This window comes from Chloracidobacterium sp. (assembly GCA_016711345.1).
In the GTDB taxonomy this organism is placed as follows: domain Bacteria; phylum Acidobacteriota; class Blastocatellia; order Pyrinomonadales; family Pyrinomonadaceae; genus OLB17.
In genome coordinates, this window is the sequence record JADJTD010000001.1 from 2357027 (window position 1) to 2380761 (window position 23735).

A 23735-nucleotide genomic window follows, 5' to 3' on the forward strand; every position below is an offset into this window, starting at 1 on the left:
TTTTTCTGTAGCATATTGTGTTTTACGCCCGTTTTACGGTAAGTTATTTACAAGTTTGGAATCGCTCCACTAACACACATATATGGTCATTTCTTTGATTCTACTTGCATTACTTGCGCTTAGCGGCCTGGCATTGACTTACCTTGTCGTGAAGGACGAGTCTTTTATGTGGCGGCTTTCGGCCGGGAGCATTGCCGGTTCGACCATGTATGGCGTGGTCGTATTTGCGGTTTGCTATGTCGCGGGAGTTTTTACGCCGGTCACACTGCTAGTTGCGCTTGCGATCTCACTGCTGCCTTTGCTGTTGCTGTGGAAGCGGCCTGATATACAAAAGCAATTTCTGCACGACTGGGCAGTTGCCAAGGGTAAGACGCAGGGTTGGAATCTAAAGAAGCTGATAACGCTGTCGTATTACCTCTTCTTTTTCACGGTTATCTTTTTCTTCTTTGCGCAGGCCTGTTATTACATTCCCGAGGGCGGCAAGGTTGCAGCCGGTATAACTACTGGCGGCTATCAGAATCTGGGCGATCTTTCATTTCACCTCGGCGGCATATTCGCTTTTTCCGAAGGTGCGGTGTTTCCGCCGCAGAATCCGTCCTATGCCGGAGCTAAGTTCTCGTATCCGTTCATGGCGGATATGCTTGCAGCCTGTTTCGTTAAACTTGGTGCTGATTTCAAAGAAGTAATATTGGTTCAGAACGTGACCTGGGCAATCGCTCTGATGCTTATTCTGAAGCGGTTTACCGAAAAGATCACCGGCAGCTTGCTTGCAGGACGCATCGCACCTGCGATCTTGTTCTTTAGCGGCGGACTTGGGTTTATTTGGTTTTTCCAGGATCTCGGCGCAGCAACGAAAGGCTTTAGCGATTTTATCTGGAATTTGCCGATCGATTACACGATCCGCAACGACGCCAAGGCACTGTTTCGTTGGGGCAATACGATGACCGTATTGTTCATCACGCAGCGAGGTATATTGTTCGGAATGCCGCTGACGATATTAGTCTTGCAATATTTCTGGCGTATCTTCAGCCGAGAGGAAGGCACGGAAGTCGAAACGGCCTCCGCCGCTGCTCTAAAGCCCAGTTTCTTTGGCAAGTTTCCATTGGGCCCTTTTCTCGTAGGATTGATGGCGGGAACGCTTATTCTCGTGCATTTGCACAGTTTAGCAGCGTTGTTTATCGTCTCGGCGTTTCTCTTTTTCCTCAAGCTCGACAAATGGACCGCTTGGATCTCATTCGGCGTCGGAACCGCATTGATCGCTGTGCCGGAGCTTGTGTGGTCGATCACGGGAACCGCTACGGACACAGAGAAGTTTTTTGGCTGGCACTTCGGCTGGGACAAGCGGGAAAATGATTTCCTCTGGTTCTGGCTCAAGAACACCGGTCTTACGATCCCGGCGCTCTTTGTCGGACTTTACCTTTTGTGGAAACAATGGAAGGACGCGAATCCGGATCTTGACGACGACGATGCCGACGAGCATGAGAGTGAAGAACCGGCTCCTAAGAAGGTCAAGAAACAAAAACAAAAACCGGACAACAAGCCCGTGCTCGACATTCCTAACGGTAGGGTTTTGTTATACTTTTACTTGCCATTCGCATTCTTGTTCATTCTCACAAACGTCGTAAAGCTTGCGCCGTGGGAATGGGACAACATCAAGGTTTTGATCTACTGGTTCGTAGGTTCCATACCGTTGATAGCGTATGCGGTCGCTTGGCTTTGGATGCAGCGCGGGAACTTTTGGAAGGGCGTGGCCGCGCTTTGCCTTGTCGTGCTGACGTTTGCCGGCGCAGTCGATGTTTGGCGTGTCGCGTCAAGCCAACTTAAGCTGGGTGTCTTTAACAACGACTCGATGAAGCTGGCTAATGCGATCAAGCAAAAGACACAGCCCGGTGCACTTATCCTCAACGGCGGCATATATAATTCGACAGTCGTGCTTTCCGGACGGCAATCGCTGATGCGATATCCTGGACATCTGGGATCATACGGCATCAATTACGGTGAACGTGAGAACGATGTCAAGAAGATATATCAGGGCTTGCCGGAGGCGGACAGTTTGCTGCAGAAACACAACATCGAATATGTGGTGACAACGCCTGAAGAAGAGTATTATTTAAGTCAAAGTAACCTAAAACTGAATTATGAATATTTCAGTAAGTTTCCGGTAATTGCGGAATTTGGCAAGTATAAGTTTTATAAAGTGAAGGGTTAGAACGACGGCCACCGGATCGATAATGCGGATCACGGAGTCTTAGTATCTTTGTGTAATTAAGAGATTATGAGCAGAAAACGGAAGAAGAATAGGCCCGGCGATTTGCCGGAAGAGCAGCAGTTAGAGATAGCCGAAGAGCAATCTGAAGTCACAGATCAAGAATCTGACGTGACGGAACAGAATGCGGACGCTAAGAATCAGAAGGCGGGAACTAAGAAGAAAAAGAAGCCTGCGGCGAAAACGCAGAACCTCGAGTCCAACATTCCTGTCCATCCGATCGAAGAGAAACTGCGCAACATGGATGATAAGACGTGGTTTCGCAGCGCAGTGGCGATCACAGCGTTTGCTGCGTTTCTGAGATATTTCCTGCTCATGATCCGGCCGATCCACCATGACGAAGGTGTCAATGGATGGATGCTGACCAATCTGATCCGCGACAATAAATACCAGTACGACCCATCCAATTATCACGGCCCGACCATTTACTTTTTCGCATACCCGCTGATGAAGATGTTCGGCCTTGTGAGTTGGCCGCTGCGCGGACTTTCATCACTTTTTGGGTTGCTGATGGTCATCATGGTCTTCTTTTTGAGACGCTATCTTGGCAATCTTGGAACGTTGATCGCCGCTTTCTTTGTAGCCATTTCACCGGGGATGGTTTTTGTCTCGCGTTATTTTATTCACGAGATATTTTTTGTATTTTTCCAGCTTTGCGTTGTCGTTGCAGTCGTCTATTTTATTGAAAAACGCAAAGCCGGCCCATTTGCGATCGGGTGGATGTGGATTCTGCTTATAATCAGTTTTCTGCCTGTAGCAACGCTTGGCGGTAAATTTCTCGGCGGTGAGAATGAGACGGCTGTATCGGGACTGCGGTTCGTCCTGTTTTTGGCTACGGTTGCCATCGTCTGGTACATAATGAAGTTCCTCACCAAATGGGATGAGGGACGGCCGATCTATTTTCTTCTGGCTGCGGCATCTGTCGCAATGATCTTTGCTACCAAAGAGACAGGCTTTATTTCACTCGGAACGATGCTCATTGCAATTCCGTGTGTCTGGATATGGGAAAAGATCGGGCCCGGCAAGACTCTCAAAAAGACCCTAATGCGAAACGCATTGGTCGGCACCGGCGTTGTTGCGGCGGCGTGTATTTATTTTTATCCGACCATGGCGGAAGGGTATAAATATCTCTATACAGAGTTCATGAACAATGCCTATCGGGAGCAGACACCTTTCCTTTTTTATTCGCTGCTGCTGTTGTTTACGTTGTCGTTGGTGATGTGGTTCATTTACGTTTCGTCGCTCAAGCACAGTAACGACACCACCTTTGCCCCGCCCGAAGAGCTGTCGTGGAGGGGATTCCGCGAGGCACTCGGCAACAATAAGCACATGGCTCTGGTCATCGGTGCAGGGTTCATCTTCTTTTTGTATCTAAGCATGTTGTTCTTCACTTCCTTCTTCTCGTACAAAGAAGGCTTCTTCTGGCGAGCATTTGAGGCGTATGACATCTGGACAAAAACCGGTACAAAAGAACACGCTCAGAACGGTCCTTGGGCATATCTGAAATGGGGATCGAAGGGCGAGAACGCGATCATGTTAATGTCCCTGATCGCTGCGCTTGTGGCCGCATTTAAGAACCGCCACCGATTTGCGACATTTTGTGCGGCATGGGCGGCAGGCGTTTTTCTCGCGTATGTTATTATTCCATATAAAACGCCTTGGCTCGCGCTTAACTATGTCTTGCCGATGTGTCTCGTCGCGGGTTACGCTCTGCACGAATTTATAACGTCTAAGGATCGACGTCTTAATTTTGTTGCTTACGCATTCCTCATTCTTGGAACGACGATTCTTGGATTTCAAACATACAAGAGCAACTGGATCCGCTACGATGACGATCAGATGCCGTACGTTTACGCTCACACGAGGCGCGGTTTTCTGGATATGATCGCGCAGATCGATTATTACAGAGAGAAAAGCGGCAAAGGCTACGATATGAAGATCGATCTCACATCGCCCGATTACTGGCCGTTTACTTGGTTTGTGGTCGATTATAAATCTGTCGGTTATCATGGCCGCGTGATCGATACCGACGCCGAGATCGTCATTACCAAGAAGAAAGATCAGGATACGGAGGCAATAGCCAAATACTCAGAAAAGTATAGATACCTCGGTGCATATCCGCTTCGGCCTGGCGTAGATCTGAATCTGCTTGTGCGAAAAGATATCGCCGATCCCCCGTGTGCAGGCCCGGTTCAGGACAGCGTGCAAAAAGGCAAGGGCGTTGTAATTTATAACACCGATCCGTGTACGCGTGACGTAAGCGTTATACCGTCGATTCCAATGACGCCTTAGTCCGCAAACAAATCAACCAACAAGAGCGCCGATGATAGAAACATCATCGGCGCTTTTCCTTTATAGGTATTTCGCTGAGCTCACCAAAATTGATTTCTGACCGAAACCATTTTCCAGTCAGTATCGTATTACAGCTGACCTTAAAAGAAAGTTATGATGACAAAAGCTCTGATAATAGTACTGGTTGTCGTAATAGCAGGCGTTTGTTCAATTGCGGCGCAGACGACAGCATTTGTTGGCGTGAATGTCATCCCAATGGACCGCGAGCGTGTTCTTAGCAATCAAACGGTTATTGTTAAAGAAGGTAAGATCGCCCAGATTGGCGATGCGGCTAAGGTCAAAGTGCCACGGGACGCTGTACGGGTTGATGGAAGAGGGAAGTTTCTCATTCCAGGACTTGTCGATATGCACACGCATTTAATGTCGGACGACGCTTTTCCCGATGAACTTGCGCCGGACGAACTGCGCATTATGGTTGCGAACGGTGTGACGACTTGCAGGTTCATGATAGGTACGCCTGAGCAATTGATCTTGCGTGCGAGATCGGCGAAAGGCGATATTATTGCACCGACGATCTACAGCGCAAGCCCGCATCTTACGGGACGCGAGCAGGGAAATGATTTTGTTGTCACTACGCCTGAAGAGGCCCGCGAAGCCGTCCGTAAATCAAAAGCTGCCGGGTATGATTTCATTAAGATCACTACATTTCTGAAATCGCTTTTGTACGAAACGGCAATTGACGAGGCTTCGAAACAGAACATTCGGGTTGTTGGCCATGCGGACAGTCGTTTTGTGACCGTGCCGCGTGCGTGGAAGGCGGGTCAGCAGATAGAGCATCTGGACGGCTATCTGGAAATGCTGCTTCGCGACGATGCTCCGATGAAGGGTTCGGTTTCGGACATTTACATTTACAATCCCAAAAATTGGGAGAGCCTTGATTACATTGACGAATCCAAGATAGCGTGGGCCGCGAAAATGACTGTTGCGTCTAATCCATATGTCGATCCAACGCAACACTTTATGAAGAACACTTTCGGGTTGCCGCGCAGCGAAGAGTCGATACGCGCTCAGCCGGATTTCAGATTTTATCCTACAAAGACCCAGAATTTCTACATCAATTATCTGAAACGAACACCTCTCAATAATGTATCGCATGAAAAGCGTGCACGATGGATCGATCTGCGAAATAAGTTGATCAAGGCGATCTACGATGCGGGTGGAAAGATAATGGCTGGTTCGGACACGCCGGAATTTTTGTGGCTCTATGGTTTTACTATGCATCGCGAGTTGAAGGCTCTTGCCGAAGCAGGGCTTTCGAACTATGCAGTTCTCGCGGCGGGCACCAGAAACGCTCATGAGTATCTCGGCTCGATAAAACGGTCGGGCACCATAGAGAAAGGCAAAACTGCGGATCTGATCTTGCTCGATGCAAATCCGCTCGACGATATTTCAAATACCGAAAAGCGCAGCGGAGTTATGCTCAAGGGCAAGTTTTACACCCAAGCTGAAATGAACGGCTGGCTGGATGAGATCGCGCCTCGTTTTCACAAGGCAGAATTAAAGGAAACAAAATAGTTATGAAAAACATTGTCTTTACAGTTGCAATATTATTCGCTGCTACTGCCGCCTTTGGCCAGAAATCGGATGACAGGGCAGCCGTGCTTGGGGTCGTTGATAAGCTATTCGCCGAGATGGCAGCGGCAAATCCGGCGGGCATCATCGACCTAAACACCACGGACGCGCAGCTTGCTGCAATACGAAAAACGAAAGACGGAAAAATGAGGCTCGACGTGATAAACCGTGAACAGTTCTCAAAATTCTTTACCGACAAGACAGCGGTTATTGAAGAACGTATGTACGATCAAAAGGTCGTGGTTGACGGTGACTGGGCAATGGTCTGGGGCAGATATGTTTTCTTCGTCAGTAAAAAGATCTCGCACTGCGGCATCAATCAATTCAACCTCGTGAGAACGGCCGATGGCTGGAAGATAGCGAACGGAGCTTCGACGATCGATCCCGGCAATTGCACCGATAAAGAAAAGAAAATGAAACCACAATAAGTCTCAAACTTACTGCACTGACCAACGTAGTTGCCTTCTGCCCTATCTAGGGGTGCTACCCGAACCGGATCCCGATCCTGAACTAGGTCCGGTTCCTGATGTGCTGCCACGTGGCGGCACGGACATATTTCTTCCGGTACCGCGGAAAAGAGGCGTAAAGATCCATTTCGAATGATTTTCGATACCGTAATATGCGATGAAGGATTTGCTGCGGCTTTGGCTGGCGACGCCGATGAATGGCGTGTTGTCGGTGAGGACTTCGATACTTTCATCAGCATCCTCAGAGTCGCCTTCGGTTTCAGTGTTTACGGAGTTGACGATAACAAGAGTGTAGCGGTCCAACGTTTGGCTCGGATTTGAGGGCAAGACACCGCCGTTATATGTTTGTACGCGGCGGGCAAACGGGCCGAGCGTTTGAACGTCGGCTTTTATAAGACGCCACTTGCCGTCTTCCGATAGCGGATCGATGGCTGCGGAGGCTCGCAGTATCTGGCGTTTTTTTGTACCTTGCGGAAGGCCTTCTATGAGGTCGTCCATCGAATTGGGCAGTTTCGCGCCGCGATAGAATTCGACGTATTGGCGAATTGCTTCGGCGACCTCTTCGCCGCGGGCAATCGCTTCGAGTTCCTTTTCACGTTGAATTTCCTGATGGATGCTGGGTGCCACGGCAAGCAGCGCAATGGCAAACACTGCCATGATGCCCATAACGGCAAGGAGCGTCATTCCGCGTTCGGAGTGCCTGTCTTTAACCGTCCTCATCGTTGACGTCTTCCTTTTGCTGCTGCTGCTTTTGCATCTCCATCTTTCGCTGCTCGGGGTTCGGATTATACTGCGGAATGTTGTTCGGTATGCCAGGAACATCCTGCGGTATGAAGCCGGGCGGATAGGTTGGAACGCCGGGCTGATTCAGATCGGTGCCTCTTCCGGGCGGCACGCTGCCGATAAGAATACCTTTAGAGATCGGAACGCGGTGCTTGAAGCCGAGGCTGGTATCTTCAAAAACAACTTCTGCCGCCGAAATATCGATCAGACGAAACCGTCCGCCAATGACATCGTTAAGGCGAGCACCGAATGGAGCGGCTTTCTCGTTTTCTGCCAGATATGCAGTGTCGTTGTTGTAGCGCTTACGGCCGATCATTCCGATGTAGAGAATGGTAGGCCGCGGCGGAGCCTGCACAGTCATCATCACCTGATCCGAATAGAGTTTGCCGTCGGGAGTCTGAACGATGATCTGCCGGGAGCCTTCTGTTGAGATGAGTTTCGCAGAAACCTCCGCCGTGAGTTTCTGAGAGTTGATAAAGGTTGTCGGCAGTTCCGATTGATTGAAATAAATACGCGAATCAGGCGTAAACTTATCTCCGGTTACTTCAAGCTTGAATCCGCGAGCACCGGCATAAACTGATTGCGGGCTAAATCCGGCAAGTAGTACTGGCGGCGTTGGCACTGGTGTTGGCGGCTTTACTGGAGGCGGTGGAGGAGGCGTCGGAGAGGGACAATCTTCGCCTCTGCAAGGCGGTGCAGGCTCGTAGAACGCAAAAATGTTGCGGCCTGCTTCGGGAGCGAAGATGCTTCCCGGATTGGGCACCGCTGTTGTCTGATAAAGAAAATCCTGTTCGGATGCCGTCGGCAAAACCGCAACGGGCCGTGTTGTCGAAGCACCGGAACCTGGCGTTGGTGTCGCTGTGATCTTTACTGTCACAGTTGCCGTTGTCGTGCTGCCGCCAAAAAATGAGCGGCCAAACGCGAAATAGAGGGCGATGAGAGCCACAACGCCGAGCACCGCTGCGGCGATGATCTGCTTCTTTTCTGTTTCAGTTTTGCCTTCTAAAAAAGCCATTACTTATAAATTACTGTTCTGCCGGAGTCGATGGCATCGGTACAAAACCGGGCCGTCTAAAATACGCTGCCATTTCAATGCGTAGGGCGACGACCTCGCCGCGTGTTTTTCCTTTCGGAGATGATCGTTGATCTTGTTGCGGGGCCGTTCTGGCATTTGGATTTACCGCCGGTTGTGCGAAGCCGCCTTTCGCATTCTGGACACCGACAGTCGGGTTCACGTCTGCCTGAGCAGGCTGTGCATTTGGCTCACCTTCTTTTTTCGTTTCAGAGTCGGATGGAGCAAGCTCAACGGAGCTGATGACGACAAATTCACGGCCCGTTTCGATCTCGCGGATAAAGCGGCGCAGGTTTTGGTAAGAACCTTCGACCGTTGTCGTGACATAAACGCCTGGATAGAGACTCCTGAACTTGGTACGCCCTTTTTCCTCGTCTGTTTGTTTTGCTTGATCGACATCCACGCCCTCGAGCGGAGCATAATCGGGCCCGGTCGTATTTTCAAGGCCGTATGCCCTGATAAGGCCGTTCAAACGCTGATAAAGAGCCGCCTGGCCGTTTGTCTGCATAGGCAGGAAACGGGTCTCAAAATCGTCAACGCTGCCGACGAGTTTATCGACTTGCGTTTGAGTGTCCTGTATATCGCCGTATTTCGACTTTGCCGAGATAAGCTCAGCATCGAGCCGGTCGGCCTCAGATTTGTTCCTCGCGAGTTCCCGGTTTGACGGAACGACCCAAAAGAAATACAGCACGAAAGCCATCAGCATTGCCAGCACTCCGGCTGTAACGGCTCCGATCTCAAGAGGACCCCACATTCCGTCATAAACCTTGCGCGGGCGATTGGGCGGAATTGCTAGAGTTACTTCTTCGACGGCTGCGGGCCTCTCCGGAATGTCCTCTGCCGGGATAGGATTTTGGTCAAGGTCGGCCATTATTGAACACCTCCCAAATTATTTTGTGCAATATCGGTTGCAGGTGCTGTCGAATAGCTATAGGTCGGCGTATAGATCAGCCTGAACGTGTATTCGGTAAAAGTCAGCCGCTCATTCTTTTGCAGATCTTGGCCACGAAGCTCAGCCTGGAAAAGGCCTGAATTGTTCATATTCTGGATCATCACCATCACGGCAGGATAATCTTTGCTGAGCACGGCAAATTCGAGTTCGGCCTTGATGCGTTCGCCGTCCTGATAGACGTTATTAACGAGGATCCGCGATGCACTGACGCTGCCGGGTAGGACGGTTTCGAGGTCGGCGAAGAGCCGCGACCAGCCAAATGCCTTATTCGCCACAAGCTTGTGCGATGCTGTAAGAAGAGCTTTTTGATCAGGCGTTAAAAGCTGCTGCACCTTTTCGCCTTCGCCCTTGAGCCGCGCTATTTCGTCCTGACGTTCCTTAACAGCAGTCGCCAGCAGATCGTTCTCCTTTCTGTTCTCGTTAAGCCGTGCAAGGCAATACACGCCAACGCCTGCACTCAAAACGAGCAGCAAAGCCGCCGCAAGATACGGAAGCATCCGGTTGCGAAACGGATGTGTTGATAGATTAAGCTTTGTTATCACAGTACTACTACTTAAAAAATAAGATGCTAAAACGAGCGCAAAAAGAGCAATTTATGATTCTAGCACGAAAAACATATGCCTCTCACGCTAAAAATCGACAAAATGTTGCAAATTAAAGTTAGTGAAACAAGAAACGGTGTCTGAAAAAGTCAGGCCGCCTCGAACCCTGGATATTCTAATATGCCAATAACTCGCGGAACAAAGAAAGTCGGTGAAAGCACGTAACTCTTTGTCGGTAAGAGAGTTACAGTATTTTTACCGAGCATCCGTTCCACAGTATTCCATGGCGTTCCACGCCATAAGTGGAACGCAGAACTTCTTTATTTTCAATAGTTACAGCCATTTTGCCACTGCGTTCCAAGATTTTCTGAAAAAAAATAAGACTTTGTCTTACAGCCAAGCCGGCGACCTCCTAAAGACATTCGTGATGTCGATATTCGTTGCACCGATGCAATTTAGTATCACATCCCGCATGAAATGGCAACTGTTTTTTCCGCGTTGTGTGTTTTAAGTGCCGTGCTTAGATTTGAGTTTGACTTCTCTTTGCGGCCTTTGCGTGAGATATTCTCACGCAAAGACGCAAATCAGCATTCTCTGGGGTTACCGAGCAAGTTTGGGCTGCGGTTGGCCGTATGCTGACGGATAGAGGTGTGTACCGCGTTCCTTTTCCGGTTTTTCGATTTCTACCTGGATTCGATTTTGCTCGGCGAATGGATCTTGTCTGACGCCGGTTACTTGCCAAGAGACCTCTACATTCGGCTTGTCGGTTTTGATCTTAAATTGATTGCCTTGCATCTTTTCGAGAACGATCGCTTGCGCAAATTGCCCAATAACTGTGAGTTGATAGCGAAAATCGCGATTTAGGGCCTCGAAATAGGCAGGCATCGTTACTACTGCATCCCCATTTTCATCCGTTGTCGTGTTGCCGTTGTAGATGTTCATCATGTCAGGCGACTCGACGAAAGAGTGATATAGATATTTGTTGAGCGGATCAAGCGGATGGTCGATCTTAAAGCTGCCGCCGCCTTTTGACAAAGTGCCGAAGGCTCCAAAATCGGCATTGACGCCGCCGCCGCCGCCGACGTTGATATCTCCGTAAATAAAGATGCTGGTATTATCGCCCGATGCGCCGAGCTGCATGCCGTTTAGGGCGTATATTCGTCCTGAAGCCTTTACCTTGTCCGATCCGTCGGCCCTGCCGAGCTGTACCGCGTTGCTTTCATTTGCCACGCTTCCGGCGCCGATCGCTGTCGCGTAATTAAGGTCATCAAAAGCAAAATTTGCGGCGGCCCCGAGCGATGAGTTGTTGCTGCCAGATGAATTAATGCTACCGGAACTTGCGCCGACAAAAGTATTTAGGCCGCCGGTGATGTTTCCGGAACCGGCCTCTCTGCCAAAGAAGGAATTTTGGCCGCCCGTCGTCGTCGAATTTCCCGCCGTGCTTCCAAAGAACGCATTAAAGCTTCCGATCGTATTGTCCACACCCGCAGAACGTCCAAAGAAAGCATTATTCACACCGGAAGTGTTTACAAGGCCCGCGTTCATCCCAAAAAACGAGTTCGAATTTCCGGTCGAATTGGTCAGCCCGGCGCTCATGCCAAAGAATGCATTATTGTCTCCTGTGGTGTTTGACCCACCGGAATTGGCACCAAAAAATGAATTACTAAATCCGGTCGTGTTCAATTGTCCGGAGGCTAGGCCAAAGAACGAATTGTTGCTGGCAGTTGTATTTGCGTTACCGGCGCTGCGGCCAAAAAACGAATTGTTGGCGCCGGTGGAATTGTTAATGCCGGCATTCGTCCCAAAAAAAGCATTCGAGCCGCCGGTCGTGTTTGACAGTCCGGCACTTTTTCCAAAAAACGAATTACTGTCGCCGGTCGTGTTCAACTCGCCCGCATTTGCGCCAAAGAAAGAATTGCTGAAACCTGTCGTGTTCGTGAATCCGGCCGAATCACCAAAAAACGAATTATTTGAGGCTGTTGTATTTGCAGCTCCAGCACTCATGCCGAAAAATGAATTGTGATCGCCCGTCGTGTTCGAGTCGCCTGCATTAGCGCCGAAGAAAGAATTGCTAAAGCCGGTAGAGTTAACCAATCCGGCCGCGTAGCCAAAAAATGCATTGTCGGAGGCGGTTGAGTTCGCGACTCCGGCGTTGGTTCCAAAAAATGAATTGCGGTCGCCCGTGGTGTTTGTTACTCCTGAGTTTGTACCAAAAAAAGAATTGCTGAGACCGGTAGTATTGCCGGAGCCTGCATTGCGGCCAAAGAACGAATTTGATCCGCCGGTCGTGTTGGAATCGCCCGCTCCTGAACCGAAGAATGAGTTACTGCTTGCGGTATTTAGCAGGCCTGCTTGAAAACCAAAAAAGGCATTGTCGTTACCGGTTAAATTGCTTTCGCCGGAGCTGCGGCCGAAGAATGAATTTCTTTGTCCCGTTGTGTTGTCGTCGCCGGCGCTTGTTCCAAAAAAAGAATTATCGTCGCCGGTGCTGTTTGAACTGCCGGTCGATCGGCCAAAAAATGCATTGTTGCTTCCGGTCGTGTTAAGGGCTCCGCTTGATGCGCCGAAGAACGAATTTTGCGATCCAGATGTGTTGGATGCTCCCGACGAGTTGCCAACAAAGACATTGTTTATACCATTTGTGACAGACGCACCGGCGTTCGAACCGACAGCTATATTGAGCAAGCCCGGAGCCGTCAAAACAGGACTGGTGCCGATATTAAAACTGGTCGCCCTGACCACGCCGGCCCGCAACGTACCGCCGACCGTGCCATCGCCGGACACATTGAAATTGCTGCTCGGTTGTTCGGTCGTAGTGTTTTGAACGAACGACGTGTTACCGGTTGTCGTGGTCAAATACTGGCTAGCCTCAACACCGCCAAGCTGTTGAGCATTAGTTGCGGTTGTCGCCGTATCGGAGTTGAGGCTCTTTTGAGCATAAGGCTCGCCGCCGATCTTTTGCCGCGGGGCAAGCGTTGTGTATGTCGGGCCGCCTGCCGTTTTTACACGGATCTCAAGATACCTGTCCGCTCCGGGAAAAGCGCCGACAAGGACTGAGAAAAAATCCAGTTTCACCGTAAAAATTCCATTTGAAACCGGAATGTTACTGCGTGACACAACGGTCGGATGCAGTGTCCCTGCAGTTAGAGCATCAAAAAGGCGAAATTCAAAATCGTAGTTTCCGTTCGCAGGACTCGCACCATCACGCAAACTGCCCTGAAATGAAAACTCCGTCGTCTGGGCCGGAAGATACACCACAAAGGCACAAAGACACAAAGTGATAGTTAAGAAGCGAGAAACGCAAAACAATATTACTCTTTTACTTCTAACTTTTGATTTGAATACCTTTTTCATTTTTATTTCTCCTTGCATACTTCGGCATCCTTGTTCGTTAGGCAAACCAGTTTTATTAACGCATCGATCTGCGTTTGCTGGTCTTCGATTATTTTTTGCTGCTCCTTGACTGCGTTGACGAGCACGACACCGATGCGGTCATATTTGACGCCTTCGACCTCACCTTTTGAGTTGTATGTGACAAGCAAAGGCTCGATCGCGGCGACGTCTTCGGCACCGAGGCCGAGATCGTGCATGCCGCCGTCTTTCCAGTCAAAGGTGATCGGTTTGAGCCGGTTGATCAGGCTCAGGCCGGAAGCAAAGCGGTCGATGTTTGCTTTGTATCGCATACTCGACGAACACGTTGCGATCTGGTTCGAGGCATTGCGGCAAAGCGCAGTGGCTCCAGCTGCACCGAGCGCATCGACTTGCAGCAGGTTTGGAGCAACAACGGTATCCTCAATTCTGCCCAATACAACCGTGTTGCTTGTCGTCACGACAGCGTTCGAGCCGATCGCGGTCGCAAAGCTCAGACCTCCTGAACCGACATTTCCGCCGTGGCCGACTATGGTGTTGTTTCCGCCCGTCGTGTTGGCCGCTCCGGCACCAAACCCGAAAAACGCATTGTCACTTCCAGTCGTGTTGCCGGTTCCTGCAATACGTCCGAAAAACGAATTGCCGCCGCCCGAGGAATTATTATCACCGGCGTTAGTGCCAAAAAAAGCGTTTGAAAAGCCGGTGGTGTTTGCCACGCCAACGTTCTTGCCGAAGAAAGAGTTTGCGTTGCCAGTTGTATTCGCCGAGCCAGAGTTTCCCCCGAAGAAGGCATTGAAGCTGCCTGTCGTATTTGCGTAGCCAGAACTCTGACCGAAGAAAGCGTTGTCGCCGGCCGTAGTGTTTGAGCGGCCTGCTCCTGTGCCAACGAAAGTATTGTAGTTGCCGGTCGTGTTCGAGTACCCGGCGTCAATGCCGAGGAGAACATTACCAAGGCCCGTTGTGTTTGCCTGGCCTGAGAACGCTCCAACGAAAGTATTGAAATTGCCCGTCGCGTTAAGTACTCCCGCTGTGGAGCCGATAAATACGTTGTTGAGTCCGCCCGTGTTCAACTGGCCCGCCTGAGAGCCGATGAAAACGTTGTCGCTGCCCGTCGTGTTCGAGTTTCCGGACAATGAGCCGACGAAAGAGTTTCGGCTGCCCGATGTGTTCGCGGAGCCGGAGTTCCTGCCAAAAAATGAGTTGTTTCCGCCGGTCGTGTTTGCGGTGCCTGCACCCGCTCCTGCAAACAAGTTGTTTGTCCCCGCCACACTCATGACGCGGCTGCCGCCGATGTTGTATTGTGTGGCGGCATTCAGAATGTTTGCCGTTCCTGTTCCGCTTATGTTGAAGTTGCTCGACGCCTGCACCGATGTACCATTCTGTATATAGTTTGTTGACCCCGCCGTTGGCGGACGAGCATCAGTCATTCGCGGGTCCGTTGTTACAACGTACTGGCTGGCCGCCACGCCTCCAAGTTGGGTGGCGTTCGTGGCCGCGTCGGCGGTTGTTGAATTCAGGCTTTTAACGGAGTAGGGAGACGAGTTCACCTTATTCCTCGGAGTAAGCGCCGTAAACACCCCGCCGCCTGCCGTGCGAACAGCGATGTCCAAATATCGATCAGCTCCCGGCAAGGTCCCTGCGCCAAAATCAAGCGATACTGCGAAAATGCCGTTTGCAACTGCAACATTTAAACGCTGAAGCGTGCTGCCCTGCTGGGTGCCGCCGCTTACAAGGTCAAACAGCTTAAATTCAAAATCGTAATTTCCGTTCGCGGCAATTGCTCCGTCTTTCAGGCTGCCCTGATAGGTAAATTCCGTAGTTTGGGAAAACGATGTAAGAGCTGCGGCTAAAATAATTATTAAAGAAAGAGTTGTTAACTTCATTTTAATTCTCCTTGCAAATTTCGGCTTCTTTGTTTGAGGCGCATACGAGCTTTGTCAATGCATCGATCTGCGATTGCTGCTGTTCAATTTGTTTCCTCTGAGTTTCGATCTGAGATTGCTGTTCTTTGACAGCGTTGACGAGCACAACGCCAATGCGGTCGTACTTTACGCCCTCGACCTCGCCTTTATCATTGTATGTTACAAATCGCGGATCAATCTTTGCGACATCTTCCGCGCCAAAGCCGACATCTTTCATGCCGCCGTCCTTCCAGTCGAACGAGATCGGGCGGAGGTTGTTTACAAATGATATCCCTTGCGAAAATTGGCCGATGTTGGTTTTGTAACGCAAGCTCGACGAGCATGTCGAAATTTGATTCGATGCGTTTCGACATAGTTGAGTCGGGCCTGCGATACCAAGAAACGGAACCGTTACAAATCCGGTTGTCGTGTCTAGATACAGGCCCCAACCCGCTCCGTTACCGCCGTAAAGCCCTACATTGTTGTCGTCGCGCATCCCGATAAAGCCGCGATCGTCGTTTGGGGTATTTTGATGCAGCCAAATACCGGCGCTGTTAGATCCGCCTGCGCTGCCGGTTCGCTGACTTATTCTTATTCGATCTGCAACGTCTAAACGAAACGCAGGCGCGGTTGTCCCGATTCCCACATTAGTATCTGCGACAGCTCCGTTTACGCCATTGATACTACCCAGAACAAGTGAATCACTTTGAGAAACGGACGCCCGTGCGCCGATCGCCGTTGCGTTGTTAAAGTTTCCTCCGCTTACATCTGCGTTATAGCCGAGAACCGTGTTGTTGTCGCCGGCCGTGTTCGTATTTCCGGCAAAGGTTCCGATAAATACATTAAACGCACCGGTTGAATTTGAGCCGCCTGATCCCACTCCATAAAAGCTGTTGTTGCTGCCGGATGTATTCGAGTCTCCCGCCACTAAACCAAAAAATGCGTTTTGAATTCCGGTCGTGTTGGCAATTCCCGCACTGCTTCCGAAGAACGCATTTCCACCGCCGGTCGTCGTTGCCAGTCCCGCCTGATGTCCAAACATCGAATTATTGTTTGCAACCGTATTCGCAAGTCCAGCCTGAAAACCGAACAAAGAATTACCTGTTCCCGTATTAGTATTTTTGCCTGCAAAGGCTCCGAAAAACGAATTCTCGTCCACTAACGCGCTGTTGCCCGCCTCGTTGCCAAAAAACGAGTTGCTGCTGCCGGATTGATTTGACGAGCCTGCACCGTATCCGAAAGAAGAATTAAAATTTCCACCCGTATTCGCCGCTCCCGCAAAGGCTCCGTAATAGGAATTTCTACCGCCCGTTGTGGTGTTCCTGCCGGTAAATGAACCAAAAAAGGCATTGTTGTCGCCCGTGGTTGAAAATTCACCAGCCCGAAAGCCGAAATAAGAATTGGCGACGCCCACGCTATTTACGCTGCCGGAACGGAAACCAAAAAATGAGTTTTGCACACCCGTAGTGTTGCTCAATCCTGAAAGAAAACCAAAAAACGAATTTTGGCTGGCGGTATTGTTCAGTCCGGCGCTAGCGCCGAAGAATGAATTTTCGACGCCCGTAACATTGTCGAATCCGGCGTTAGAACCTACAAATGTGTTGCTGCCGCCGGTTGTAGTCTTAATGCCCGACTGCGCTCCGTAAAATGTATTGCCGGCAGCTGTCGTATTTGCGCTGCCTGACAGCGACCCGAAAAAAGCATTCAAGCCGCCCGTGGTATTCGCAGTTCCTGCCTGAGCTCCAAAAAATGAGTTCACGTTTCCAGTAGTATTCGCTCTGCCAGCCAGATAGCCAAAGAATGAGTTTCGTTCACCATCGACGTTTTGCTCGCCGGCGCTGGAGCCGAAGAACGAATTTCCCAAACCGCCAGTTGTCATTCGCCCGGCGGACGAACCGAAAAATGAATTGTGAAATCCGTTATTGTTCAGTCCCGCGTCTCTACCGAAATATGAATTTGACTGTCCGACGGTATTTGCCGCGCCCGCTCCGATCCCGACAAAAAGATTATTGTCACCGGCTGTGCTAATCAGCCTGCTGCCGCCGATGAAGTATTGCGATGTGACGTCGAGTATGCCGGGAACCTTCACCGTGTCCTGTCCTGCGGGGCGGCCGAGTGCTATCGTGTTGCTCGTCGAAACCGAAGCGTTTGCACCAACGGCGGTCGCAAACTGCAGATCGGGAAGCGTGACCTCAGCATTTGTGCCAAGCAGCGTGTTGGCAAATCCGCTTACGTTATTGTTACCCGTCGACGAACCGAAAAACGCATTGCTGCTGCCAGTGGTTGTTGCGTCACCGGCTATCCTGCCAAAGAAAGAATTACCAGTTCCCGTCGTGTGTGCATTTCCGGCACCAACGCCGGCGAAAAGATTATTCGACCCCGGATTGCTTAAAATGCGGTTCGCTCCAATGTTGTATTGTGCCGTCGCAACGAATAAATTTGCCGTTCCCGTGCCACTAATGTTGAAGTTGCTTGACGATTGTGGGGCGGCGTTTTGATTTTGGATGTAATCAGCACTCCCTGCTGTTGGCGGGCGGGCGTCGGTCATTCGCGGATCGGAGGTGACGACGTATTGACTAGCCGCGACGCCGCCAAGCTGCGTTGCATTCGTGGCGGTGTCGGCCGTTGCCGAATTAAGACTTTTCACAGAGTAAGGAGACGAATTTACCTGTTGCCGCGGAGTAAGAGCGGTGAACGCTCCGCCGCCTGCCGTGCGAACACCTATATCTAAAAACCTATCGGCTCCCGGCAAAGTGCCTGCTCCAAAATCAAGCGAAACTGTAAATATTCCATTAGCAACCGCAACATTCAGCCGCTGAATCGTGCTCCCCTGCTGCGCTCCTGCACTCACCAGATCAAACAGCTTAAATTCAAAATCGTAGTTTCCGTTTGCCGAACTTGCCCCGTCTTTCATACTGCCCTGATAGGTGAACTCGGTCGTCTGAGCCTGTGTGTTTAGGGCAACAATGCTGAATACCGCGATAAACAAAATTAGTCTAAACATCCTATTTCTCCGATTGTTTGCAGCCGTCTGCATTTGGTTTTAACGAACAAACGATCGTCTTTAACTCGTCGATCTGCGATTGCAGTTTTTGCTCGGTCTCTTTTCGTTCGGCGATCTCCTTCTGCTGTGCTTTAATCTGAGATTGCTGTTCTTTGACAGCGTTGACGAGCACAACGCCAATGCGGTCGTACTTTACGCCTTCGACTTCGCCATTTGAGTTGTATGTGACTAGCAGTGGCTCGATCGCGGCAACATCCTCGGCACCGAGGCCGAGATCGTGCAGACCACCGTCTTTCCAGTCGAAGGTTATCGGTTTTAGTTGGTTAATCAGATCGAGGCCTTGGCCGAAGCGATTGACGTTGGTCTTATATCTTAGTGATGACGAGCAGGTCGAGATCGTGAAGTTTGCATTAAGGCAAAGCGGTGTCGGACCGGCACCTCCCAATTGAAGAACGCGAATAAAGCCCGGAACACGAACGATGTCGCTGCTGCGGCCAAGTACGAGCGTGTCGTCTGTCGAGACCACTGCACCTGCACCGATCGCGGTAGCAAAGGTAAGGTTTGAGGCTCCAACTTCGGCGTTATAGCCGATCAGAGTGTTGTTGCTGCCTGTAGTGTTTACAGTTCCGGCTCCTTTGCCGAGGAACGTGTTATTGTCGCCGGTTGTGGTAGCTGAACCTGTATTATGGCCGATTAAGGTATTGTTGATACCCGCTGTATTGCCACTTCCTGCAGCATTACCAAAGAACGAGTTTGCACTGCCCGTTGAGTTGCTATCACCTGCATCACTTCCAAAAAATGAATTTTCATCGCCAGTTGTGTTGGAAGCTCCGGCACTCAGCCCGAAAAACGCATTCTCAAACCCCGTCGTGTTTGCTTGTCCTGCACTACGTCCAAAAAACGAGTTAAAAAAACCAGTAGTATTTGCTTGTCCCGAACCGCGTCCGAAAAACGAGTTGTCATTACCTGTAGTATTGGACGCTCCCGCACTCAGCCCAAAGAAAGAGTTGGAAATGCCTGTCGTGTTTTCGGTTCCTGCTTCAGTCCCGAAAAACGAATTACTATTGCCCGTTGAGTTGGCTTGGCCGGCACTTTGTCCGAAAAACGAGTTGAAACTGCCTGTAGTACTACTTTGTCCGGCAAATGCCCCGAAAAACGCATTGCCGTCGCCAAATGTATTGGATTGTCCAGCAGCACGGCCGAAGAACGAATTATTGCTTCCACTGTTAGAATATCCAGCCCTGTTGCCGAAAAATGAATTGTTACTGGCTGTTGTATTGCCGAATCCGGCCTCATAACCAAAAAAGGAATTGGCAGCACCCTTGGAGTTTATCGATCCCGCTCCTACACCGGCAAATATATTTTGTAAACCGATATTAGTAAGAATACGATTGTTCCCAATACTAAAATGCGTTGCCGTACTAACAAGATTGCCGCTAAGTGTGCCGCCCACTGTGCCGTTGCCGCTGATGTTGAAATTACTTGCGGCCTGCGCTCCGGCATTCTGATTTTGAATATAGTTCGTGCTGCCTGAAGTTGGCGGACGCTCATTCGTCATTCGTGGGTCTGTTGTAACGACAAACTGATTTGCAGCAACGCCGCCGAGATTAAGCGCGTTGTTGGCAGTTGCAGCATTTTCGGCATACAGGCTTTTTATTGAATACGGAGATGAATTGACCAACTGCCGAGGACCCAGCGCGGTAAATGCTCCGCCGCCATTGGGACGAACATAAATCTCTAAGTAACGGTTCGCTCCCGGAAATACCGCACCGAAATCAAGCTTAACGCCGAATATGCCGTTGATGACCGGCAGGTTGTAATGGACATTCGTGACCCCGAGTTGGCTGCCTCCACTCACAGCGTCAAACAATACGAACTCGAAATCATAGTTGCCGTTCGCCGCAGTTGCACCGTCACGCAAGCTGCCTTGATACGTAAATTCGGTTGTTTGTGAATAGACGGCGATGGTCAAAAGACCAATGAATAAGATCGTAAAAAAATAGCGTGACATTGTTTTATTCCTTTTGTTTACAGATTTCTGTTGCCGGGTTAAGTGAACACAAGGCTATTGTAATGGCCTCGATTAATTTGTGCTGCGACTGATTTTGCTTTTCGAGAGCTTCGATCTTTAACTGCTGCGTCTCGATCTGAGATTGCTGTTCTTTTACAGCGTTGACGAGCACGACGCCGATGCGGTCGTATTTTACGCCTTCTACTTGGCCGTCTTTGTTGTATGTGACAAGCAATGGCTCGATGGCGGCGACGTCCTCGGCTCCGAGTCCGAGATCGTGCATCCCGCCTTCTTTCCAGTCGAAGGTGATCGGCCTTAACTGATTGATGAGGCTCAGGCCAGGTCCGAATCGGTTTATGTTGGTTTTATAACGTAGCGATGATGAGCAGGTAGAGATGACATTTGCACCGTTCCTACAAACCTGTGTACTACCGGCACTGCTCAGTGTTGTAAGGACAATAACGCCCGGCACGCGGACGAAATCAGACCCATCAGCCCGTCCGAGAACGATCGAATTACTCGTCGAGACGACTGCTCCGGCACCGAGAGCGGTTGCATAGCTTAGATTTCCGGATCCAACATTCGCAAAACTTCCGATTATTGTATTGTTGTCTCCTGTCGTGTTGGACTGGCCCGCCGCAACCCCGAAAAATGAATTGAAACTTCCTGTGCTGTTACCGAATCCGGCGGCGAGGCCGACGAATGTATTAGAATCGCCCGCCGAGTTATTCTGCCCAGCGTTCGCACCAAAAAACGAGTTGTCCTCGCCGATCGTATTTTGAAAACCAGCAGTCCTACCAAAAAAGGCGTTGGTCGTCCCCGTCGTATTATTTGCGCCCGCGGACTGCCCAAAAAAGGAGTTTTGGGTGCCCGTGGAATTATCGGCACCGGCATCCGCTCCGGCGAAGACATTAGAGGTTCCAGCAATACTGAACACGCGATTGCCGCCGATATTGAACTGAGTAGATGCGTTCAGAACACCTGCCGACAGCGAGCCGCTAATGCTCAGCGTCCCCGGCACTTGGACGGTATCCGCCGGCCGGCCGAGGACGACGGTATTACTGGTCCCGACGACTGCCTGAGCACCTATCGCGGTGGCAAAATTTAGATTCCCGGCTCCGACGTTCGAGCTGTCGCCGATTACAGTGTTATTCGAACCGGTTGTATTGGAAAGACCAGCACCCCTTCCGAAAAACGAATTATTGCCGCCCGTGGAATTTTGCTGTCCGGCAGTGGAGCCAAAGAACGAATTGAAAAAACCACTCGTATTTGACGTGCCGGAATTAGACCCAACAAAAGTATTATCTTCGCCGATCGTGTTAACGGTTCCAGAGGCCGCGCCGAAAAATGAATTACGTACACCGGTAAGGTTGGCCCGCCCGGCGATGTTTCCGAAGAAGGAATTATTTATTCCGCCCGCATTAAATCTTCCCGCTTGGCTGCCAAAAAAAGAGTTGTTAAATCCCGAATTGTTCGAGGCCCCCGAATCAGTACCGAAGAACGAATTGTTTCCGCCTGTGATATTGCCCTGGCCGGCAGCATAGCCAAAAAATGAGTTGCGTTCACCGCTGGTGTTTTGCTCGCCTGCATCCCGGCCGAAGAAAGCATTGCGCGCACCTGTGTTTACGAGCCCTGAGCCGATCCCTACAAACACATTGTTCGTCCCAAGCGTTGACAGGACCCTAAAGCCGCTAACGTGATAATCAGAAGTTGAATTGAAAACATTCGCCGTACCAGTTCCTGAGACATTGAAATTGCTGAGTGATTGCAGAGCGGTCGTATTTTGTATGTAGTTCGTGCTGCCCGCCGTCGGCGTTCGGGCGTCTGTCATTCGAGGATCGGTCGTGACAACGTATTGATTCGCTGCAACGCCGCCAAGTTGGAGGGCATTGTTTGCAGTGTCGGCAGACGCCGCATTGAGGCTTTTTACCGAATATGGAGCCGAATTAACCCGCTGCCTCGGACTAAGCGCGGTAAACGCTCCGCCGCCTGCCGTGCGAACCTCGATGTCAAGAAATCTGTCCGCACCGGGCAAAGTACCCGAGCCGAAATCAAGTGAGACCGTAAATATGCCGTTTGCAACCGCGACGTTTAGCCGCTGGACCGTGCTGCCTTGCTGGACGCCACCGCTTGCGAGGTCAAATAGCCTAAATTCAAAGTCGTAATTTCCATTGGCCGGATTTGCGCCGTCTTGCAAACTCCCCTGATAAGTAAACTCTGTCGTTTGGGCGCTTATCTTCTGTACCGAGCATACAGTGAGAGTTAGAAACACGAGTGCAAAAACCTTTTTCATCTTGTTATCCTCCGGAGGCGATCTAATTGTGATTGGCTCTACAATTATTTCACAGAGGGTAACAAAAACAAAGATACTTTATGGCGCACGCAGGCTGAGCCGGGAAAACGGAGTGCAGTAATGATCAGAAGCTATTCGCGGCGGGGCGGCAGGTCGCTGTAGTTGAGGTCTTCGATGGTGATATCGCGGTAGGCGGCGATGCGGTTGCGGCCCTGACGTTTGGCACGGTAAAGGGCGGAATCGGCCATTTCTACAAGCTCGATCGGGTCCTTTGAATCGTCAGGAAAACACGAGATGCCGATGCTGACGGATATGCGGTGATTTTCATCGCTTCTGCCCTGTTTGACGACGCTGAAATGGTATTCTTCGATGCCTTTGCGAATTCGTTCGGCTGCAACGATGCCCTGAGCGAGATCGGCGTCGAGCAAGAACGCAGCAAATTCATCCCCGCCGAAACGCGCGGCAACGTCGCCGCTGCGGAGGCTGGTTGTGATGGAAAAACCGATCTCCTCGATCGTCTTGCTGCCCGTCAGATGGCCAAATTTGTCATTTACGCCCTTAAAATTGTCGCCGTCCATCATCAACACACAGAACGGACGTTTCTCGGCCTTTGCACGGCCTGCTTCACGTCGCAATTCCGAAAAGAACGAGCGGCTCGAAAGCAATCCCGTTAGGTCGTCGTGTGAGATCAAACGGTGTATCTGCCGTTGATATTCGCGGTCGATCTCGTCGAGCAAGTCAAACCGCAGGATCGTATCGCCGACAGTGATCTTGTCGCCGTTCTCCAAGATTTCTTTTTTGACGCGGCGGCCGTTGAGAAATGTGCCGTTTCGCGAGTCGAGGTCGTTAAGGATGTACTGCATCGAGACCCGCGATTCGGTTGGCATCGCAATTATGCGAGCATGCTGACGCGAGACCTGTGTGTCATTCACACGAACGTCGGCTTCGAGAGCTCGTCCGAGGATGACCTCTTCGCGCTCAAGCGGTATCGGCACAGCGATCAGTTCGCCGCTGAGAAATACCAACGCGGGTTTAAGATCGCGTCGCAGTTTATTTTTCGAATCGTTCATAGACAGGGCTGCGGTCGGAAGGAGGGAGCGTCAATTAATAGAATAACCTACTTTTTAGCATATTTTCCACAAGTTTTTGTC

14 protein-coding genes are annotated in these 23735 nt (G+C 50.5%); 4 read left to right on the forward strand and 10 right to left on the reverse strand.

Going from position 1 to position 23735, the window contains the following annotated elements; genetic code table 11:
- Positions 1 to 82: 82 nt before the first annotated feature.
- From IPL32_09740 to IPL32_09755, 4 genes are all read left to right on the forward strand, one after another.
- A complete protein-coding gene (locus tag IPL32_09740) occupies positions 83 to 2209 on the forward strand; it encodes a hypothetical protein (protein MBK8466101.1) in 2127 nt (708 codons plus the stop codon).
- Positions 2210 to 2275: 66 nt separating this feature from the next.
- On the forward strand, positions 2276 to 4558 hold the full coding sequence (locus tag IPL32_09745; GenBank protein MBK8466102.1) for a glycosyltransferase family 39 protein: 2283 nt from the start codon (positions 2276 to 2278) through the stop codon (positions 4556 to 4558).
- A gap of 153 nt (positions 4559 to 4711) precedes the next feature.
- Positions 4712 to 6133: an amidohydrolase family protein gene (locus tag IPL32_09750; GenBank protein MBK8466103.1), complete on the forward strand. Its 1422-nt coding sequence runs from the start codon at positions 4712 to 4714 to the stop codon at positions 6131 to 6133.
- 2 nt (positions 6134 to 6135) lie between these two features.
- The gene (locus IPL32_09755) at positions 6136 to 6618 is read left to right on the forward strand and encodes a hypothetical protein (GenBank protein ID MBK8466104.1); all 483 of its coding nucleotides are present in this window, start codon (positions 6136 to 6138) and stop codon (positions 6616 to 6618) included.
- A 42-nt stretch (positions 6619 to 6660) separates the two neighbouring features.
- On the opposite strand, the gene IPL32_09760 is transcribed toward IPL32_09755, so the two are convergent.
- The 10 genes from IPL32_09760 to IPL32_09805 form a co-directional block, all read right to left on the reverse strand.
- Complete coding sequence (locus IPL32_09760; protein ID MBK8466105.1) at positions 6661 to 7377, reverse strand: type II secretion system protein; 717 nt, start codon at positions 7375 to 7377, stop codon at positions 6661 to 6663.
- The gene (locus IPL32_09765; protein ID MBK8466106.1) at positions 7364 to 8455 is read right to left on the reverse strand and encodes a hypothetical protein; all 1092 of its coding nucleotides are present in this window, start codon (positions 8453 to 8455) and stop codon (positions 7364 to 7366) included. The genes IPL32_09760 and IPL32_09765 overlap by 14 nt, the downstream gene beginning before the upstream one ends.
- A 10-nt stretch (positions 8456 to 8465) precedes the next feature.
- Positions 8466 to 9383 (reverse strand): DUF241 domain-containing protein, encoded by a 918-nt coding sequence (locus tag IPL32_09770; GenBank protein ID MBK8466107.1) that lies wholly within the window; start codon positions 9381 to 9383, stop codon positions 8466 to 8468.
- Positions 9383 to 10006, reverse strand: coding sequence for a hypothetical protein (locus tag IPL32_09775; protein ID MBK8466108.1), 624 nt, complete (start codon positions 10004 to 10006; stop codon positions 9383 to 9385). Before IPL32_09775 ends, IPL32_09770 begins: the two co-directional genes overlap by 1 nt.
- Before the next feature lie 600 nt (positions 10007 to 10606).
- The gene (locus IPL32_09780; protein MBK8466109.1) at positions 10607 to 13264 is read right to left on the reverse strand and encodes a hypothetical protein; all 2658 of its coding nucleotides are present in this window, start codon (positions 13262 to 13264) and stop codon (positions 10607 to 10609) included.
- A 98-nt stretch (positions 13265 to 13362) separates the two neighbouring features.
- Positions 13363 to 15258, reverse strand: coding sequence for a tail fiber domain-containing protein (locus IPL32_09785; protein MBK8466110.1), 1896 nt, complete (start codon positions 15256 to 15258; stop codon positions 13363 to 13365).
- Between the two features lies 1 nt (position 15259).
- Positions 15260 to 18280, reverse strand: a complete 3021-nt coding sequence (locus IPL32_09790) for a tail fiber domain-containing protein (protein MBK8466111.1) — start codon at positions 18278 to 18280, stop codon at positions 15260 to 15262.
- Position 18281: 1 nt separating this feature from the next.
- Positions 18282 to 20291, reverse strand: coding sequence for a tail fiber domain-containing protein (locus IPL32_09795; protein ID MBK8466112.1), 2010 nt, complete (start codon positions 20289 to 20291; stop codon positions 18282 to 18284).
- Positions 20292 to 20295: 4 nt separating this feature from the next.
- Positions 20296 to 22584, reverse strand: coding sequence for a tail fiber domain-containing protein (locus tag IPL32_09800; protein ID MBK8466113.1), 2289 nt, complete (start codon positions 22582 to 22584; stop codon positions 20296 to 20298).
- 131 nt (positions 22585 to 22715) lie between these two features.
- Entirely contained in the window at positions 22716 to 23654 is a 939-nt protein-coding gene (locus IPL32_09805) for a GGDEF domain-containing protein (protein ID MBK8466114.1), read from the reverse strand.
- Between the last annotated feature and the right edge of the window lie 81 nt (positions 23655 to 23735).

Coding starts and splice junctions, on each gene's coding strand:
- IPL32_09740 (MBK8466101.1), top strand. CDS start 83: ATGGTCATTTCTTTGATTCTACTTGCATTACTTGCGCTTAGCGGCCTG.
- IPL32_09745 (MBK8466102.1), top strand. CDS start 2,276: ATGAGCAGAAAACGGAAGAAGAATAGGCCCGGCGATTTGCCGGAAGAG.
- IPL32_09750 (MBK8466103.1), top strand. CDS start 4,712: ATGATGACAAAAGCTCTGATAATAGTACTGGTTGTCGTAATAGCAGGC.
- IPL32_09755 (MBK8466104.1), top strand. CDS start 6,136: ATGAAAAACATTGTCTTTACAGTTGCAATATTATTCGCTGCTACTGCC.
- IPL32_09760 (MBK8466105.1), bottom strand. CDS start 7,377: ATGAGGACGGTTAAAGACAGGCACTCCGAACGCGGAATGACGCTCCTT.
- IPL32_09765 (MBK8466106.1), bottom strand. CDS start 8,455: ATGGCTTTTTTAGAAGGCAAAACTGAAACAGAAAAGAAGCAGATCATC.
- IPL32_09770 (MBK8466107.1), bottom strand. CDS start 9,383: ATGGCCGACCTTGACCAAAATCCTATCCCGGCAGAGGACATTCCGGAG.
- IPL32_09785 (MBK8466110.1), bottom strand. CDS start 15,258: ATGAAGTTAACAACTCTTTCTTTAATAATTATTTTAGCCGCAGCTCTT.
- IPL32_09790 (MBK8466111.1), bottom strand. CDS start 18,280: ATGTTTAGACTAATTTTGTTTATCGCGGTATTCAGCATTGTTGCCCTA.
- IPL32_09795 (MBK8466112.1), bottom strand. CDS start 20,291: ATGTCACGCTATTTTTTTACGATCTTATTCATTGGTCTTTTGACCATC.
- IPL32_09800 (MBK8466113.1), bottom strand. CDS start 22,584: ATGAAAAAGGTTTTTGCACTCGTGTTTCTAACTCTCACTGTATGCTCG.
- IPL32_09805 (MBK8466114.1), bottom strand. CDS start 23,654: ATGAACGATTCGAAAAATAAACTGCGACGCGATCTTAAACCCGCGTTG.